Origin of the sequence: Sphingobium sp. SA916 (assembly GCF_002894065.1) — a bacterium.
GTDB lineage: Bacteria > Pseudomonadota > Alphaproteobacteria > Sphingomonadales > Sphingomonadaceae > Sphingobium > Sphingobium fuliginis.
In genome coordinates, this window is the sequence record NZ_LXYF01000024.1 from 1 (window position 1) to 16,478 (window position 16,478).

The following is a 16,478-nucleotide window of genomic DNA, read 5'->3' on the forward strand; positions in this document are numbered from 1 at the left end:
GCCCCTCGCGCGCCGCCGCCGCAAAGGCCGGCGCGGCGGCCAGCGTCGGCGACACCAGCACGACCCGGTCGGCGTCGGCGGCGATCAGGCGGGTCATGATCCGCCGCTCCCACCCCGCCGATCCGCCATGCGGGGCGCCCGGAACGGCACGCACCATGTCGTTGCTGATGCGATAGACGCGGCGCAGGCCGCCAAGCCCCCTGCTGGCCGCCCAGGCGGCGAAATGACCGTGATTGCCGGCGGAGATCAGCAGGCCCGGCGCGCGCCGCCGCAAATGGCGGCGCAGCGCGTGGATCGCGATCAGCTTTTCGATCAGGCGGGAGGCATGGCTTCGCTGGAGCAGCGCATGGTGGCGCACGCCCGGAACGCCCTCCCCACCGGGCGCGGCCGTCACCAGTTCCACCTGATGGCCGCGCTCCGCCAGGGCGGCCGCCAGCAGCCGCGCATTGCGCACCACGCCGGTCGCCGCCAGGGCATGGACGTAGAGGACGATCACCGCCGCGCCTCCGTTTCGATGGCGCGGGCCGTGCGCCAGCGTCGATCAGGCAAACGGTCGAGATGATGGCGGTATAATGCGCCCATGCGTCCGGTCCCGACGCCTCGCCCGCTGACAAGTTGCACAATGTCCGTGCCGGGGTTCCAGTTCCCCTCGATCAGCGCCGGTCCCTGCGCGGTCATGCCGATGTCCCAGCCGATGACCGCGAAGCCCTCGCTAAAGCGCCGGTGCGCGGCCAGCGCCAGGGCCTCCGCCGCATCCCGGTCGGGAAGCATCATGCCTTCAAGCATCGCACCGGTGGCGGGGTGCCGGCCCGGACGAACCCGTCCCATGCCTCCGCGCCACGCAGCGCCGCAGCGCCCCGCATCGTCCACCGCCAGCACCAGATTGCCCGCATTGAAATTGTCGACCGGCCGCCCCTCCCCCGCCGACAGGCGCAAGGCCAGCGCGCAGGCCTCCGGCGCGCCCCGCTCATCAAGGACGGTCACGACCCGCAGGGTCGGCAGCGCGCCGGGCGAAACCGGCTCCAGCGCCGGATGGGTGGCCAGCCGCTGCTGGATGACGCCGCCCCGCGCCCATTGCCGATGCAGCCGGGCGAGCAGCGCCGTTTCGGACAGGCGGCGATGGCCGCCGCGCCAGCGGTCCCCGTCCCGGACGAAACGCTCCACGCCCCGCCCCCTGGACGTGTAGCTGGGCTTGGCGATGATGTCATGATGGCGGCCCAGCCATTGCGCCAGCGCCTCCCGCTCCGGATCGTGGCTGTCCGGCGCGGGCAGGCCCGCCTCCCGCACCAGCCGGACGAACAGGCGCTTGTTCTTGAGCGGGTTGGCGGCAAGCGGAAAGGCGCCCGGATTGAGCAGCCGGTGCAGCCCCTTGCGGTCGCGCATCGACAGGCCCTGGGCGCGCGCGGCTTCGCTCAGCATCGCCCGCTCGGCGCGGCTCCAGCCGCCCTGCCCCGCCTCCGCCAACAGCCGCGCAAGAACCCGTCGGCTCAGGCTCCAATGGCTGCGCAGCCCCCGGTGATAGGCGGCCATCAGCTCATTGTCGCCCGGTCCGGCGGGCAGGGCGCGCAGGGTGAACAAGGCGGCTACTCCGCCGCCTGCGCCACCGTCATGCGGGCGTTCTGCAGTTCCGCCGCGATGGCGCGGGTGCGGCTGTTGTCGACGTCGATGGCGACCGCGCCGTCGCTCAGGATCACCGGCGCGATGGTCATGCCGAACCGCCGGGAAAAGCGGGCGAAGGTCTCCGCCAGCGTGCCGATGCCAAGGCGGAAACGGACGAGATTCAGGAAACCGAAGGCGTTGACGATGCGCATCGGATGCTTGACGAACTGCCCCCCCGACCGGAATGTCTCCGCGGCCGTCAGGGCTGCGCGGTCCTTCAGCCAATAGCTGTTGCAGTTGGAATAGCTGCCCTCGGCAAAGCGGTAGAATTTGCGCTGCCCCTCCGGATGGGCGGCCAGCACGGACTCGCGCCGGGCGAAGGCGACCGCCGCGTCGGTTCCCGGCGTCCCGCATTGGCCCAGCATGTCGGCCACCGCTTCGGGCGTCAGCAGCACATTGTCGGCGGTGGTGATGAACAGCGGGAACTGCGCGCCATGCGCGGCGGCAAGGATGCTGTCGACCAGATTGGGCCGCGCGGCCACCGGCATCATCCGGCCGCTGTCGAGCAGGCGGCGCAGCAGCGGTACGCCCGCCAGCACTTCGGTATCTTCGATGGCGACGCGGATCTCCCCGATCCCGTCGCTTGCCGCCAGTGCCGCGGCCACATGGGTCAGCATCGGGCTGCCGGCGACGGGCGCCAGGCATTTGTGCGACACGCCCGCCTCCAGCGCCAGCGGATCGGTCAGGCCGTCGCGCCTGCCCGCCAGGATCAATGCCGTCGTCATGCCGCCGCCCGGTCCGGCACGTCGGCCGACAGCCCCTGCCGCAATAGCCCCTGCCGCAACAGGCTGTGCGCGACGATGGTCTCGACCAGCGCGGGATGATCCACGCCCAGCGAACGGGCGGAACGCGAAATGGTCTTCTTCGACCAGAGATTGCAGGACAGGTTCAGTTCCATGAACAGCAGCGCATCGGTCGCCGGATCGTAGCGGAACTCGAACCGGCCATAGTCGAACGGCCAGAATTCGGGCAGCAGGCGGCGGGTCAAATCCTCCAGCCGCTCGCGCAGGTCGCGATCCTCGACCAGCACCAGCGGATCGTCGCCCGCATCCACCAGGCCGCGCTTTTCCTCATAGCTGCGCTCGCGATGCGGGTCGGCGGGGACGTACATCATCGGCGGCAGCACCCAGGGGGCGTTGCCGCTGCCGCCCACCACCGGCACCGCCACATCCAGCAGCGGAGCCCAGGCCTCCACCAGCACGTCATGGCCCAGGTCGAACAGATGATCGGCATGGACCAGCGCCTCGGCCCAGCCGTCGACCATGGCCAGCCCCCAGGAGGCGGAGGATGCGTTCGGCTTCACCACCAGCCGCTCGGCCGCGAAAGCGGGGCCGCTGGGCAGGCCGCCGCGCCGGAAGAGCTGCGCCTTCATGGTCGGCACGCCGCGGGCGCGCGCGATCAGCTTGCTCAGATATTTGTCGTCCGACACGCCGCGCACGATCGGGCTGGCGCCCAGAAAGGGGACGTCGCGCCACGACAGCAGCAGGGGCGCCAGCATCTCGCTGTTCTGGAAGCCGCCGCGATTGAGCAGGGTGACGACGAAATCGGCATCGGGCCGTTCGAACAGGGCATCATAGCGGCTGGCGGCGGCGACATGGAGGCCGATGCCCTCCAGCGTGGAGCGCATCTCATGATGATAGATGGCGTGATTGCCGTCCACTGCGTCCGGCCGCCCGCCCGCGCAGGCATGTTTGGCAAGGAAAAGGACGCGCAGCCGCGCCTTGTCGGCGGCCGGAATGCGCATGCAGCGGTCGGGGCTGGTCGTCATGCCACGACTGCTAACGCGGCTGCATGACGGCGCCTTGACGCTGGAGTTACGGCAGAGCGTCGGTCAGGAGACGATAGGATGACGGGTGCGTGACCGCTTTGTTTCACCCCGCCAAAGCGGCAGGTCCCGCATGGCTGCGCAATCGGGAAGATGCGACGTCATGTCGCCGCGATGCCCAGCCCCACCGCTTCCGCCACCTTGATGCCGTCGATGGCCGCGGAAAGGATGCCGCCCGCATAGCCTGCCCCCTCGCCCGCCGGATAAAGCCCCGCGACATTCAGGCTCTGGAAGTCCCTGCCCCGCGTGATGCGGATGGGGGAGGAGGTGCGCGTCTCCACCCCCGTCATCACCGCGTCCGGATGGTCGTAGCGCGCGATCTGCCGGCCGAAGACCGGGATCGCCTCGCGGAACGCCTCCAGCACGAATTCGGGAAGGCAGCGCGACAGGTCGGTCAGGGTCACGCCCGGCTTGTAGGAAGGGACGACCTCCCCCAACCCGGTCGAGGCGCGGCCGGCAAGGAAATCGCCCACCTTCTGCCCCGGCGCATGATAGCTTTCGCCGCCCGCGACGAAGGCCATGCTTTCCCAATGGCGCTGCAATTCGATCCCCGCCAGCGGCCCGCCGGGATAGTCCCGTTCCGGATCGATGCCGACGACCAGCCCTGAATTGGCGTTGAACTCGGCCCGCGAATATTGGCTCATGCCGTTGGTGACGACGCGCCCCTCCTCGGACGTCGCAGCCACCACCCGCCCGCCGGGGCACATGCAGAAGCTGTAGACCGTCCGCCCATTGGCGCAATGATGGGCCAGGCTGTAGGCCGCCGCCCCCAGCACCGGATGCCCCGCGCAACTGCCATAGCGCGCCCGGTCGATCCAGCTTTGCGGATGCTCGATCCGCACGCCGATGGAAAAGGGCTTCGCCTCGATATGCACGCCCCGGCGGTGGAGCATCTCGAAGGTGGGCCGGGCGCTGTGGCCCACCGCCAGCACGACATGGTCCGCCTCGATGAAGCCGCCATCCGCCAGATGCAGCCCGCGCAGCTTTTGCGTGCCGTCCGCCTGCCGCTCCAGCTCCAGTTCGTCGACCCGGTGCTGCCATCGATATTCGCCGCCCAGCCCCTCGATCTGCCGCCGCATCGCTTCCACCATGGAAACCAGCCGGAAGGTGCCGATATGCGGATGCGCCTCGGTCAGGATGTCGTCGGGCGCACCGGCCGCGACGAATTCCTCCAGCACCTTGCGGCCCAGGAAGCGCGGGTCCTTGACGCGGCAATAAAGCTTGCCGTCGGAAAAGGTCCCGGCCCCGCCCTCTCCGAACTGCACATTGCTGTCGGGGTTGAGTTCGGCCCGCCGCCAGAGGCCCCAGGTATCCTTGGTCCGTTCCCGCACCACCTTGCCCCGGTCGAGGATGATCGGCCGGAAGCCCATTTGCGCGAGGATGAGGCCGGCGAACAGCCCGCACGGACCCGCGCCGATCACGACGGGGCGCTTGCCCGACCAGCCCGGCGGCGCATTGGCCACGAATTTATAACCGGTGTCCGGGCGCGGGCGGACGTCATGATCCTTCGCGAAGCGCGCCAGCACGCCCGCCTCGTCGACCAGTTCGACATCGACGGTATAGACGAGCTGGATCGCATTCTTCCGCCGCGCATCATTGCCCCGGCGCACGACGACATGGCCCAGCAATTCCTGCGGTTCGAGGCCCAGCCGCTCGCAAATGGCGGCGGGCATCGCCCCGGCGGGATGGTCGAGGGGCAGTTTCAGTCCGGAAAGGCGCAACATCCGCCTGCCCCTAAACCTATTACCGAGTCGGCTCCAGTGCTCCTTAGATTATCTCTCCCATTGTCGTTCCCGCGAAGGCGGGAACCCATCTCCCATAAGAATAGACGGGATGCCGCGTCGGAGATGGATTAGCTTTGCTGAACTGCGTTTCCCGCCTTCGCGGGAATGACGCTTGAATTAGAACCGGGCGCGCACCCCGCCATAGAAGGCGCGCCGTTCGATGGGATAAAAGGCGACGCTGCCTTCATTCGCCACAGTCGCCGGATTGTCCGGCACATAGCGAACCACCGCGCTGATGTCGCCCACGGCCCGCTCGCCGGTCAGGTTGCGCGCATCGAGGAACAGGGCCAGCCCCTTCCGCACTTCCGCCTGCGCGCCGAGGTTCAGGGTCGCATAATCCCCGACCCGCTTGGTATTGGCATAGTCGACCCAAGCCCCCTGCGGCAGCCATTCGACGGCGGGCGAAATGCTCAGCCGGTCCGTCCCCAGCTTCAGTTCCGCCCGGTAGAAATGGCGCGGCGCCACCGGCAGGCGGTTGTTCCCGAACTGCGCATCGCCCCGGAAGCGGAAATCGCTATATTGATAGACTTGCCGCAGCGTCGCCCAAGGCGTCAGCGTCAGGTCCAGTCCTGCCTCGACGCCCTGATGGCGCGTGCGGCCCGCATTGAAGGTCGCCGCCGGAATGGCGCTGTCGCCCGCGCCATATTGCAGCATCTCGCCGCGAAGATCGGCCCGGTAGATGCTGATGTCCCAACGGGCCATGCCCAGCGTCCCGCGAGTGCCGATCTCCGCTGTCCATGCCTTTTGCGGCTGGAGCGGGACGAAGCCGACGGCCAGCGTATCGAACTGCGTCTGGCCAAGCTCGATAAAGCCCGGCAGTTCCACCGACCGGCTGTAGTTCGCATAGAATTGCACCGCCTGCGCCGGCTCCACCAGCAGCCCGAATTTCGGCGCGAAGGCGTCAAAGGACGCATCCCCGCTCCGCGCCGGAGCGAAGCGGTTGTCCAGCCGCCGCTCGCCATGGGTGTAGATGCCGCCCGCGATCAGCCAGAGCCCCGCAAGCGGCGCGATCCGCGCCTCGCCATAGCTGTTGATCGTCTGCGCCCGCGCCTTCTGATAGGATGTCGGCGCCCCCGCCCTGCCGTTCACATTGACGAACTGCCGGAACCGGCCCTGCCCGAAACGCGCCTGCGTGCCCAGCGTCAGCCCGACCGGCATCCCGCCAAGGTCACCTGTCAGGTCGAGGCTGGCAAAGACCCCGCGATCCTCCGATTTCTGGTCCACGACCTGATAGATCGGATGATCCAGCGCCTTGGCGTTGTAATAGACGCCGAACGCCAGCTCCCCGCCATCCAGCGCCACCGTGGTGCGGTTCTGCAAGCGGATCGAATCGATGTTGCGCGCCTGATCGCCGGTAAAATTGCCCTTCGCCGGATGATCCAGCGCGTCGCTTTCATTGAGCGCGCCGGGCAACTTCTGCCGGATCGTCTGCACGCTGGCATAGAAGCGCGTTTCGACCCGCTCACTGAGTTTCAGCCCGACATTGCCGTTGAAGCGCAGCGCCCTGCGCCGTCCATGGTCGCGGTCGCCGTCGGACCGGTCGGCGGTCACCGCGGCCCACGCGTCGCCCCGCGCGTCGGCATGGCCATAGGCCGCCTTCGCCCGCAACGTGTCGAACGACCCGCCGTCGACCCGCATCTCCACGCCCGGCGCCGTGCGCCCGGTCGGCGTCACCGCATTGATCGCCCCGCCCAGCGTCGACCCGCCCAGCCGCAGCGCATTGCCGCCGCGATAGACCTCCAGATGCTGGAAGACCTGCGGGTCCAGTTCCTGGAAGTCGCCATTGTCGTCGGCCATGTTGATCGGGATGCCATCCTGCAACAGCGTCAGCCCGCGCATATGATAGCCGCGCGACAGGCCCGACCCGCGAATGGAGATGCGCACCTCCTGCCCGAAGCGCGGCTGGGTGTAGACGCCGGGCGAGAAGCTCAGCGCATCGCGCAGGGAGATGGCGAGCCTGTCCTCGAAATCCCCGGCCGACACCACGTCGACGCCGCCGGGGGTGCGGACGACTTTCGCCGCGGCTTCCTCCACCACGGGGCTGGCGGTGACGATGATCCGGCTCTGCTCGGCCTCCTCGGCCAAAGCGGGAGCGGACAGGGAACAGGCAAGCGCGCACAGCGAGACGCCGCGCGAAACGGAAAAGACTGGCATGAAATGATAACCTTACTGAAAAATCGCGGAAAAATGGCGGATTTTCAGAAGGCGGGCGGCCCCGAGGAGGGCGGCGGCGGCGCGGCCAGCCGCGCGATCAGCCCGGTCTTGAGCGCGAAGGCGATGGGCCCGAAACCAAGCTGCCAGGCGGGCAGGGGCAGGTCGGCCAGAGCCAGCGGCGGAACCAGCGGCTGCACCGATGCGGCAAAGGGGCAATGCTGCTGCCCCGGCGCACCGTCGTCCGGACGATGCCGGCCCGACTCGCCATGCCGGTCGAAGGCGCCCCGGTCGACCACGACATTCACCGCGCCCTGCCCGGTGCAGAGCGTCACGACGACGCCCCGTTCGGTCCGCACCGGCATGAAGCCCGAAGGCGCGACAAGCTGGATCGCGAGGACGAGCAGGGCCAGCGCGGCCAGCAGGCCCCTTGCCGATTCCGATCGTCTGACTGCCCCCATCATGGCCCACGCCCTAGCGGCGACGGCCCGCCCTGTCACTAGGACAAAAGGGCCAGGGGCCGCACACTCACCTTGACGTAAACGTAAAGCACCGTTACATCAGCCGGCATGGACAAACACACCAGTATCGCCGGTATCGAACTGCCCGATCACAGCGACCGGCAGTCTTATACCATCACCGACCTGTCGGAAGAATTCGGCGTCACCGCCCGCGCCCTGCGCTTCTACGAGGATGAAGGGCTGATCGCCCCGGAACGGCAGGGCCTCGCCCGCATCTATTCGCGCCGCGACCGCGCCCGCCTGGCCTGGATATTGCGCGGCAAGCGGGTCGGCTTCAGCCTGTCCGACATACGCGAGATGATCGACCTCTATGACGCCGACGAGGAGCATGAGGAACAGCGCCGCGTCACCATAGAAAAGTGCAGGGCGCGCATCGACCTGCTCACGCGGCAGAAGGACGACATAGACGCCGCCATCGCGGAACTCTCGCAGTTCGTGACCGTCCTCGACAGATAATCCCCCACCAGAACAGAACCGTCCGGAGAAGATCATGCCCAGCTATACCGCCCCCGTCCGCGACACCCGCTTCGTGCTCGATCACATCGTGGGGCTGGACCGCTACACCAACCTCCCCGGCTTCGAAAATGCGTCGGCGGACCTGGTCGACGCGATCCTGACCGAAGGCGGCAGGATCGCCGCCGAAGTCCTCTTCCCCCTGAACGCCGTGGGCGACAGGGAAGGCTGCACCCGCCACCCCGACGGCAGCGTCACCACCCCGACCGGCTTCAAGGCGGCCTATGACGCCTATGTCGAGGGCGGCTGGACCACGCTGCACGCGCCGGCCGAATATGGCGGCCAGGGCCTGCCCCATGTCGTCGCCACGGCGGTCAGCGAATATATCCTCTCGGCCAATCACAGCTTCGAAATGTATCATGGCCTGACCAGCGGGGCGGTGGCCGCCCTGCTCGCCAAGGGCAGCGAGGAACAGAAGCGGAAATATCTGCCCAATATGGTGTCGGGCAAATGGACCGGGACGATGAACCTGACGGAGCCGCATGCCGGCACCGACCTTGGCCTCATCAAGACCAAGGCGGTTCCGAACGCCGACGGCAGCTACGCGATCAGCGGCACCAAGATCTTCATTTCCGCGGGCGAGCATGACCTTGCCGAAAACATCATCCACCTCGTCCTTGCCAAGACCCCCGGCGCGCCGGACAGCAGCAAGGGGATTTCGCTGTTCGTGGTGCCCAAGTTGCTGGTGAACGAGGATGGATCGCTGGGGCAGCGCAACGCGGTCTCCTGCGGATCGCTCGAACACAAGATGGGCATTCACGGCAACGCCACCTGCGTCATGAACTATGACGGGGCCACCGGATGGCTGGTGGGCGAGGAGAACAAGGGTCTGGCCGCCATGTTCATCATGATGAACGCCGCGCGGCTGGGCGTCGGCCTCCAGGGCCTGGGACAGGCGGAGATCGCCTATCAGAACGCCGCCCATTATGCCCATGACCGCCGTCAGGGCCGCGCCCTGACCGGCCCCAGGGACCTGGAGGAAAAGGCCGACACGCTGTTCGTCCATCCCGACGTCCGCCGCATGCTGATGGAGGCGAAGGCGCTGACCGAAGGGCTGCGCGCGCTGATGCTCTGGGGCGCGCTCCAGGTCGACCTTTCCCATCAGGCCGCCACCGAAGAGGAACGCCAGGCCGCCGACGATCTGGTGCAACTGCTGACCCCCGTGATCAAGGGCTATGGCACGGACAAGGGCTTCGACGTCACCGTCATGGCGCAGCAGGTGTTCGGCGGCCATGGCTACATCTGGGAAAATGGCGTCGAACAATATGTCCGCGACGTCCGCATCGCCCAGATCTACGAAGGCACCAACGGCGTGCAGGCGATGGATCTGGTCGGGCGCAAGCTGCCGATGAACGGCGGCCGCGCGCTTCAGGCCTTCCTGAAGATCGTCGCGGATGAAGTGGCGCAGGCCAAGGGTGACGAGAAGCTCGCCGGCCTTGCGGAGGCGCTGGAAAAGGCGAGCGGCCAGCTTGGCGCGGCGACCATGTGGCTGATGCAGAATGCAATGAAGAACCCCGACAATGCCGGGGCGGGGGCGGTGCACTATATGCACATATTGGGCATCGTCGCGACCGGCCTGATGTGGCTGCGCATGGGCAAGGCCGCGGCGGCCCTGCTCGCGGCGGGGGAAGGCGACGCGAAATTCCTGGAAGCCAAGCTGGTGACCGCCCGCTTCTTCGCGGAACGCATCATGCCCGACGCCGGCGCGCTCCGCCGCAAGATCGAGGGCGGCGCCGACAGCCTGATGGCGCTCGACCCGGATATGTTCCTGGCGGCCTGACCGCCGGGGCAGGCAAGGCGCTCCACCCGGCCCAAGCCGGGCGGAGCGTCCCTGCGTTTCAGGCGGCGAGGGACAGTCGTTCGGCCGGACGCCGCGCCGCCGGGGCGGCAGGGCGGGCTTCGGCCCTGGCCAGTCCGGCGACATAGCGTTCGGCAACGACGACATCGCGGCGATAGGCGAAATATAGCGACAACAGGGAGAACATGGCGACCTCTTGATAAAAGGATTGCTGCGTTGCAGCATCGACGCCTATCTGGGGTCAGCGGGAAAAATCCGCAAATGCAATGGCTTCGAACGCGATTGCAGAAAGCTCATCCTCATGACCGCGCGCATCATGGCTGGATTTTGAGCGGCGCGATCCCGCTTGCAGGCCGATGCTCCCGCGTTCGGCAAACCGCCCCAGTCAATCGAGCGAAGGCGGAAAAGCCGCGCCCTGCCTTCGCAGGCGCCCGTCGCGCATGGCGCCCGCAACGGACCGTCCACCGCTGCCCGTCATCGCCACCGACCATTGACCCATTGCGCGCGGCGCGGCATGGGCCCATCAAACGGGACATGATGCAGCGAGCCGCTTCGTGAACGGGCCAGTGCCGGCAAGCCGCACGCTCGGCCTGCCCGCCTGCATTGCGCTGGTGATGGGCAACATGATCGGGTCCGGCGTGTTCCTGCTGCCCGCCTCGCTCGCGCCGTTCGGCTGGGATGCGGTGGCGGGCTGGATATTCACCATCGCCGGCTCCCTCCTCCTTGCCTATGTCATCGCCCGGCTGACGGTGCGGATGCCCGACGCCGGCGGCACGGCGCAGTTCATCACCCGCGCCTATGGCCCGTCCGCCGGCTTCGCGATCGGGTGGATATACTGGATTTCGGTGATCTTCACCAATGTCACCATCGCCGTCGCCGCCACCGCCAATCTCAGCAGCATCCTGCCCGCGCTGCACCGGCCCGGAATGGGGGCGCTCCTTTCCATCGGTTTCCTCTGGGCGACGACCGGCATCAACCTGGTCGGCGCGCGCGCCGCGGGCGCGACCCAGCTCGCCACCACCGCGATCAAGCTGATCCCGATCGCTGTCGTCTTCGTCCTGCTCGCCCTGACCTTGGGCCATGGCCGGGCGCAGGTCGCGCCATTCCCCGCGCAAGGCTTCACCAGCGCCGGCATCACCGCCTCGGCCGCGCTGACGCTCTGGGCGCTGCTCGGCTTCGAATCGGCCAGCGTCGCCGCCGACAAGGTGCGCGATCCCGCCCGGACAATCCCGCGCGCCACGCTGATCGGCACGGCGGTCACCGGCCTCATCTACCTGTTGGTCTGCTCCGGCATCGCCCTCACCCTGCCGGCGGAGGAAAGCCGGTCCGGCTCCCCCTTCGCCGCCTTCGTCGCGCATTACTGGTCGCCCGGCCCGGCGGGACTCATCGCGGTCTTCGCCACGATCAGTTGCCTGGGGGCGCTCAATGGCTGGACATTGTTGCAGGGTGAAGTGCCGCTTGCCATGGCGCGGGGCGGCGAATTGCCGCGCTGGCTGGCCGGGACCAACGGCCGCGGCACGCCGGTCCGCGCGCTGCTGCTGTCCTGCCTGCTCGGAACGCTGATGCTGATCGCCAACAGCCTGCAGGGGCTGGTGGCGCTGTTCACGGCGATGGCGCTGCTGTCGACCTCGGCCACGCTCTGGCTCTATGTCGGCTGCGCGCTGGCGGCGCTCAGGTTTCGGCTGGCGATGCCCGCCGCTCTGCTGGGGCTCTGCTATGCGCTCTGGACATTATGGGGCGCGGGGCTGGTGCCCAGCGGAGCAAGCTTCCTGCTGATGGCGGGGGGATTTCCCTTTTACGCCTGGGCGCGGCGGGACCGAAAGTCCCTGCCCTGTCGCCATTCAGGCTGAGCCCGGCGAAGCCCTTCCCTTCTCCTCGAAGAAAGAAAAGCCCCTCCACCAGCTCGGGGCGAACGAAGGCAGGGAAGACCATCCGAAGGGTGGAGGGAAAATCAGTCCCCCCACAATTCCTTGAGCTTGCTGAAGAAGCCGGTCGATTGCGGGCATTCCTCGCCGGTTTCCGTCTCGCGAAAGGCTTCCAGCAGTTCGCGCTGCTTGGCGCTCAGCTTGGTCGGCGTCTCGACGTCGACCTGGATCACCAGATCGCCCTGCCCACGCCCGTTCAGCACAGGCATGCCCGCGCCGCGCTGGCGGATCTGCTTGCCCGACTGGATGCCGCTCGGAATCTTGATCTCATGCCGCCGGCCATCCAGCCCCGGCACCTCGATGACCCCACCCAGGGCGGCGGTCGTGAAGCTGACCGGCGCGCGCGCGAACAGGGTCGTGCCGTCCCGTTCGAAGATCGCATGCCGCTTCACATGCAGGAAGATGTAGAGATCGCCGGCCGGCGCGCCCCGCGCCCCCGCCTCGCCCTCACCCGACAGGCGGATGCGCGTGCCTTCGTCGACGCCGGCGGGGATGTTGACGGAAAGCGCCTTGGGCTTGTCCACCCGCCCTTCGCCCCGGCAGCTACGGCAGGGGCTTTCGATCACCTGACCCGCGCCATGGCAAGACGGGCAGGTCCGCTCGACCACGAAAAAGCCCTGCTGCGCCCGCACCTGGCCATGGCCATGGCAGGTGCCGCAGCTCTTGACCCCGGTGCCCGGCTGCGCGCCCGAGCCGTCGCAGCTTTCGCAAGGGGCCGAAACCTCGATCTCGATCTCGGTCTTCTTACCATGATAGGCGTCGTCCAGCGTGATTTCCATGTCGTAGCGCAGGTCCGCCCCGCGCCGCTGCGCCTGCCGCCCGCCGCCGAAGCCGCCCGCCGCCTGACCGAAGATCGTCTCGAAAATATCGCCCAGATCGGAAAAGCCGCCCGCGCCGCCGCGCCCGCCGCCGAAACCGCCGCCATTCTGGAACGCCGCATGGCCGAACCGGTCATAGGCCGCGCGCTTCTGTGGGTCCTTCAAACATTCATAGGCTTCCGAAACGGCCTTGAACTTGGCCTCGCTGTCGGTGCAGCCCCCGGTCTTGTCCGGGTGATATTTCATCGCCAGCTTGCGATAGGCGCTTTTGATCGTGGCGGCGTCCGCCGTGCGCTCGACTTCGAGCAGTTCGTAATAGTCGATTTCGGTACTCATCTCGCCCCCGGCGTCCCTGCCCCGTCAAGGCCATAACAGTCCTGACGGGGCAAGCACATCAGCTTACGCCTTGTTATCGTCCACTTCGGAGAATTCGGCATCGACGACATCGTCATCCGCCTTCGGCGCGTCCGCGCCCGGAGCAGCCGCAGCCGCCTGCTCCTTCTCGTAAATGGCCTGCCCCAGCTTCATCGCGACCGTGGCGAGTTCCTGCGCCTTCGCCTTCATGGCTTCCGCATCGCCGCCTTCGACCGCAGACCTTGTGGCCGCGATCGCGGTCTCGATCTCCGACTTCAGGCCAGCATCGACCTTGTCGCCATGCTCGGAAAGCTGCTGCTCGGTGGTGTGGATCAGGCTTTCGGCATTGTTCTTCGCCTCGGCCGCCTCGCGCTTCTTCTTGTCTTCCTCGGCGAAGCGCTCGGCATCCTTGACCATCTGGTCGATGTCGGCGTCCGACAGACCGCCCGAAGCTTGAATGCGGATCTGCTGTTCCTTGCCCGTGCCCTTGTCCTTGGCATGGACGTTGACCAGACCGTTGGCGTCGATGTCGAACGTCACCTCGATCTGCGGCACGCCGCGCGGCGCGGGCGGGATGCCGACCAGATCGAACTGGCCGAGCAGCTTGTTGTCCGCCGCCATCTCACGCTCGCCCTGGAACACGCGGATCGTCACCGCCTGCTGATTGTCGTCGGCGGTCGAATAGACCTGGCTCTTCTTGGCCGGGATGGTGGTGTTGCGGTCGATCATGCGGGTGAACACGCCGCCCAGCGTCTCGATGCCCAGCGACAGCGGAGTGACGTCCAGCAGCAGCACGTCCTTGACGTCGCCCTGCAACACGCCCGCCTGAATGGCGGCGCCCATGGCGACCACTTCGTCGGGGTTCACGCCGGTGTGCGGTTCCTTGCCGAAGAACTCCTTCACGGCCTCGCGCACCTTGGGCATGCGGGTCATGCCGCCGACCAGCACCACTTCGCTGATCTCGCTCGCGGAAACGCCGGCATCGGCCAGCGCCTTCTTGCAAGGCTCCATCGTCCGCTTGATGAGGTCGGCCACCAGCCGCTCCAGATCGGCGCGGGTGATGGTCTTGACCAGATGCTTCGGCCCATTCTGGTCAGCGGTGATGAAGGGCAGGTTGACTTCGGTCGACTGGGCCGAGGACAGTTCGATCTTCGCCTTTTCCGCCGCTTCCTTCAGGCGCTGCAAAGCCAGCTTGTCCTTGGTGAGGTCGATGCCCTCATCCTTCTGGAAGCCCGAAGCCAGGAACTCCACCAGCTTGGCGTCGAAATCCTCGCCGCCCAGGAAGGTGTCGCCATTGGTCGACTTCACCTCGAACACGCCGTCGCCGATCTCCAGGATCGAGATGTCGAACGTGCCGCCGCCAAGGTCATAGACCGCGATGGTCTTGCCGTCCTGCTTCTCCAGCCCGTAGGCGAGCGCCGCCGCGGTCGGCTCGTTGATGATGCGCAGCACTTCCAGGCCGGCGATCTGGCCGGCGTCCTTGGTCGCCTGACGCTGGGCGTCGTTGAAATAAGCGGGCACGGTGATGACCGCCTGCGTCACCGTCTCGCCCAGATAGCTCTCGGCGGTTTCCTTCATCTTCTGCAGGATGAAGGCGGAAATCTGCGAAGGCGAATAATCCTTGCCGCCGGCATTGACCCAGGCGTCGCCATTGGGACCCTTGGCGATGCTGTAGGGCACCAGCTCCATGTCCTTCTTGGTCATCGGATCGTCGAAGCGGCGGCCGATCAGGCGCTTCACGGCGAAGATGGTGTTGTCCGGATTGGTCACGGCCTGACGCTTGGCAGGCTGGCCGATCAGGCGCTCGCCGTCCTTGGTGAAGGCGACGATGGAGGGCGTCGTCCGCGCGCCTTCCGCATTTTCGATCACCTTGGGCTTGCCGCCGTCCATCACAGCGACACAGCTGTTGGTGGTGCCCAGGTCGATACCGATTACTTTTGCCATTGTGTCCTCTTTGAACCCCAAATCATATTCAGCGGTTGACGGCCCCATACCTCACGAAAGCGCCAAGGCAAGGGCGTTTGCGCAAGGGATATAGGCGTGCTTTCGCTTGGCACAAGAAGCTGTGACGATTACCTCCAGGAAACGATCGGAAACGGGACATTGAGGAAGCCTTTGCCCATGCGCGCATTTTACCCCCTAATCGCCCTTGCCGCCCCGCTTGCGCTCACGGCGTGCGGCGATCCCGCGCCCACCTATGTCGATCAGGCCTGGGTGCGGCTCAGCCCCAACAAGGACATGCCGTCCTCCGGCTATTTCATCGCCCATGGCGGCGATGCGGACACGGCGCTGCGCGGCGTGCTCACCGACTATGCGCTGAAGGTGGAGATGCACGAGAGCATGAGCGAGGGCGGCAGGATGACGATGAAGCCGCTCGACAGCGTCCCCATCCCCGCCAGGTCCACGGTCGCCTTCGCGCCGGGCGGCAAGCATCTGATGCTCTGGGGCGTCAACGACACGGCGATCGGCCGCGGCAGGATGACGCTCACTTTCCTGCTCGCCAATGGCGACCGCCTGCTGGTCGACGCCATCATCCAGAAGCCCGGCGCCGCCGCTCCCGTTCCCCCGCAAAAGGAGCATGAGGCGCATTGACCGGACGTCCGCTGACCGAGGCTGAAACCGCCCTGGCCCGGTCGGTGTTCGCCGCCGCCATCGATTATCGGCGGGTGCGGGTGCATGATCGCAAATGGTGGCCGTTCCAGCCGCGGCAAGTCACCATGGCGCCCGACGGCGACCTCTGGTTTCATCCGGAAAGCGGCCTGTTCTGCCCTGATTTCTGCGACAGCCCCCTGCACGTCCAGGGACATTTCATCCATGAAATGACCCATGTCTGGCAGGCGCAGCGGGGCGGCAGATGGTATCTGCCGCTGATGCGCCATCCCTTCTGCCGCTACGGCTATGAGATCGTGCCGGGAAAGCCGTTCCGCCGCTACGGCCTGGAGCAGCAGGCGGAGATCGTGCGGCATGCGTTCCTGTTGCGCCGCGGGGTTTCCGTGCACGGCAAGCCGCCGCTTCCGGTCTATGAGGCGCTGCTGCCCTTCGCCGGCCGGCAAGGGGTCGACGACGGACCGTGATTCGCGCCATGTTCCGGCGAAGGCGCTCCAGCGAGACGGGCGGCCCGGTGCGATGG

Annotated in this window: 15 protein-coding genes; 5 read left to right on the forward strand and 10 right to left on the reverse strand. The window is 67.2% G+C overall.

The genetic code is table 11. The features are described 5' to 3' along the window. The 7 genes from A8G00_RS04975 to A8G00_RS05005 form a co-directional block, all read right to left on the reverse strand. Window positions 1-496, reverse strand: a 496-nt coding sequence (locus tag A8G00_RS04975) for a glycosyltransferase (protein ID WP_146032565.1), incomplete at its 3' end; no start/stop codon positions are given. After that, a complete protein-coding gene (locus tag A8G00_RS04980; protein ID WP_103000215.1) occupies window positions 493-1,578 on the reverse strand; it encodes a sugar-transfer associated ATP-grasp domain-containing protein in 1,086 nt (361 codons plus the stop codon). The genes A8G00_RS04975 and A8G00_RS04980, both read right to left, overlap by 4 nt. A 5-nt stretch (window positions 1,579-1,583) precedes the next feature. Next, a complete protein-coding gene (locus tag A8G00_RS04985; RefSeq protein ID WP_103000216.1) occupies window positions 1,584-2,384 on the reverse strand; it encodes an NTP transferase domain-containing protein in 801 nt (266 codons plus the stop codon). Continuing rightward, window positions 2,381-3,427 carry a phosphoribosylglycinamide synthetase gene (locus tag A8G00_RS04990; protein ID WP_103000217.1) on the reverse strand — a complete coding sequence of 349 codons (1,047 nt, stop codon included), beginning with the start codon at window positions 3,425-3,427 and terminating at the stop codon, window positions 2,381-2,383. The genes A8G00_RS04985 and A8G00_RS04990 overlap by 4 nt, the downstream gene beginning before the upstream one ends. A 158-nt stretch (window positions 3,428-3,585) precedes the next feature. Beyond that, window positions 3,586-5,208 carry an NAD(P)/FAD-dependent oxidoreductase gene (locus A8G00_RS04995; RefSeq protein ID WP_103000218.1) on the reverse strand — a complete coding sequence of 541 codons (1,623 nt, stop codon included), beginning with the start codon at window positions 5,206-5,208 and terminating at the stop codon, window positions 3,586-3,588. Between the two features lie 177 nt (window positions 5,209-5,385). Next, complete coding sequence (locus A8G00_RS05000) at window positions 5,386-7,422, reverse strand: TonB-dependent receptor (RefSeq protein WP_103000219.1); 2,037 nt, start codon at window positions 7,420-7,422, stop codon at window positions 5,386-5,388. A gap of 44 nt (window positions 7,423-7,466) precedes the next feature. Continuing rightward, window positions 7,467-7,883, reverse strand: coding sequence for a hypothetical protein (locus A8G00_RS05005; RefSeq protein ID WP_044661631.1), 417 nt, complete (start codon window positions 7,881-7,883; stop codon window positions 7,467-7,469). A gap of 105 nt (window positions 7,884-7,988) precedes the next feature. Here A8G00_RS05005 and A8G00_RS05010 point away from each other — a divergent pair, with 105 nt between their 5' ends. Both A8G00_RS05010 and A8G00_RS05015 read left to right on the forward strand, forming a co-directional pair. Beyond that, window positions 7,989-8,396: a MerR family DNA-binding transcriptional regulator gene (locus A8G00_RS05010; RefSeq protein ID WP_025548781.1), complete on the forward strand. Its 408-nt coding sequence runs from the start codon at window positions 7,989-7,991 to the stop codon at window positions 8,394-8,396. Window positions 8,397-8,430: 34 nt separating this feature from the next. After that, the gene (locus tag A8G00_RS05015; RefSeq protein WP_044661630.1) at window positions 8,431-10,233 is read left to right on the forward strand and encodes an acyl-CoA dehydrogenase C-terminal domain-containing protein; all 1,803 of its coding nucleotides are present in this window, start codon (window positions 8,431-8,433) and stop codon (window positions 10,231-10,233) included. 58 nt (window positions 10,234-10,291) lie between these two features. On the opposite strand, the gene A8G00_RS25030 is transcribed toward A8G00_RS05015, so the two are convergent. Further along, complete coding sequence (locus A8G00_RS25030) at window positions 10,292-10,438, reverse strand: hypothetical protein (RefSeq protein ID WP_172451789.1); 147 nt, start codon at window positions 10,436-10,438, stop codon at window positions 10,292-10,294. Between the two features lie 367 nt (window positions 10,439-10,805). On the opposite strand from A8G00_RS25030, the gene A8G00_RS05020 reads away from it, so the two are divergent. Further along, the gene (locus tag A8G00_RS05020; protein WP_103000220.1) at window positions 10,806-12,101 is read left to right on the forward strand and encodes an amino acid permease; all 1,296 of its coding nucleotides are present in this window, start codon (window positions 10,806-10,808) and stop codon (window positions 12,099-12,101) included. 101 nt (window positions 12,102-12,202) lie between these two features. Here A8G00_RS05020 and dnaJ read toward each other — a convergent pair whose 3' ends face one another. Further along, a complete protein-coding gene (dnaJ, locus tag A8G00_RS05025) occupies window positions 12,203-13,330 on the reverse strand; it encodes a molecular chaperone DnaJ (protein ID WP_103000221.1) in 1,128 nt (375 codons plus the stop codon). A 63-nt stretch (window positions 13,331-13,393) separates the two neighbouring features. Then, window positions 13,394-15,292 carry a molecular chaperone DnaK gene (gene dnaK / locus A8G00_RS05030; RefSeq protein WP_048577023.1) on the reverse strand — a complete coding sequence of 633 codons (1,899 nt, stop codon included), beginning with the start codon at window positions 15,290-15,292 and terminating at the stop codon, window positions 13,394-13,396. Between the two features lie 177 nt (window positions 15,293-15,469). Here dnaK and A8G00_RS05035 point away from each other — a divergent pair, with 177 nt between their 5' ends. Next, window positions 15,470-15,940 carry a copper chaperone PCu(A)C gene (locus A8G00_RS05035; protein WP_025551915.1) on the forward strand — a complete coding sequence of 157 codons (471 nt, stop codon included), beginning with the start codon at window positions 15,470-15,472 and terminating at the stop codon, window positions 15,938-15,940. Continuing rightward, window positions 15,937-16,422 carry a hypothetical protein gene (locus A8G00_RS05040; RefSeq protein ID WP_025551913.1) on the forward strand — a complete coding sequence of 162 codons (486 nt, stop codon included), beginning with the start codon at window positions 15,937-15,939 and terminating at the stop codon, window positions 16,420-16,422. Before A8G00_RS05035 ends, A8G00_RS05040 begins: the two co-directional genes overlap by 4 nt. The last annotated feature ends 56 nt before the right edge of the window (window positions 16,423-16,478 follow it).

Excerpts from the sequence above, each read along its gene's own strand:
- A8G00_RS04985 (WP_103000216.1), bottom strand. The coding sequence starts at position 2,384 with ATGACGACGGCATTGATCCTGGCGGGCAGGCGCGACGGCCTGACCGAT.
- A8G00_RS25030 (WP_172451789.1), bottom strand. The coding sequence starts at position 10,438 with ATGTTCTCCCTGTTGTCGCTATATTTCGCCTATCGCCGCGATGTCGTC.
- dnaJ (WP_103000221.1), bottom strand. The coding sequence starts at position 13,330 with ATGAGTACCGAAATCGACTATTACGAACTGCTCGAAGTCGAGCGCACG.
- A8G00_RS04990 (WP_103000217.1), bottom strand. The coding sequence starts at position 3,427 with ATGACGACCAGCCCCGACCGCTGCATGCGCATTCCGGCCGCCGACAAG.
- A8G00_RS05000 (WP_103000219.1), bottom strand. The coding sequence starts at position 7,422 with ATGCCAGTCTTTTCCGTTTCGCGCGGCGTCTCGCTGTGCGCGCTTGCC.
- A8G00_RS05015 (WP_044661630.1), top strand. The coding sequence starts at position 8,431 with ATGCCCAGCTATACCGCCCCCGTCCGCGACACCCGCTTCGTGCTCGAT.
- A8G00_RS05010 (WP_025548781.1), top strand. The coding sequence starts at position 7,989 with ATGGACAAACACACCAGTATCGCCGGTATCGAACTGCCCGATCACAGC.
- dnaK (WP_048577023.1), bottom strand. The coding sequence starts at position 15,292 with ATGGCAAAAGTAATCGGTATCGACCTGGGCACCACCAACAGCTGTGTC.
- A8G00_RS05035 (WP_025551915.1), top strand. The coding sequence starts at position 15,470 with ATGCGCGCATTTTACCCCCTAATCGCCCTTGCCGCCCCGCTTGCGCTC.
- A8G00_RS05005 (WP_044661631.1), bottom strand. The coding sequence starts at position 7,883 with ATGATGGGGGCAGTCAGACGATCGGAATCGGCAAGGGGCCTGCTGGCC.
- A8G00_RS04995 (WP_103000218.1), bottom strand. The coding sequence starts at position 5,208 with ATGTTGCGCCTTTCCGGACTGAAACTGCCCCTCGACCATCCCGCCGGG.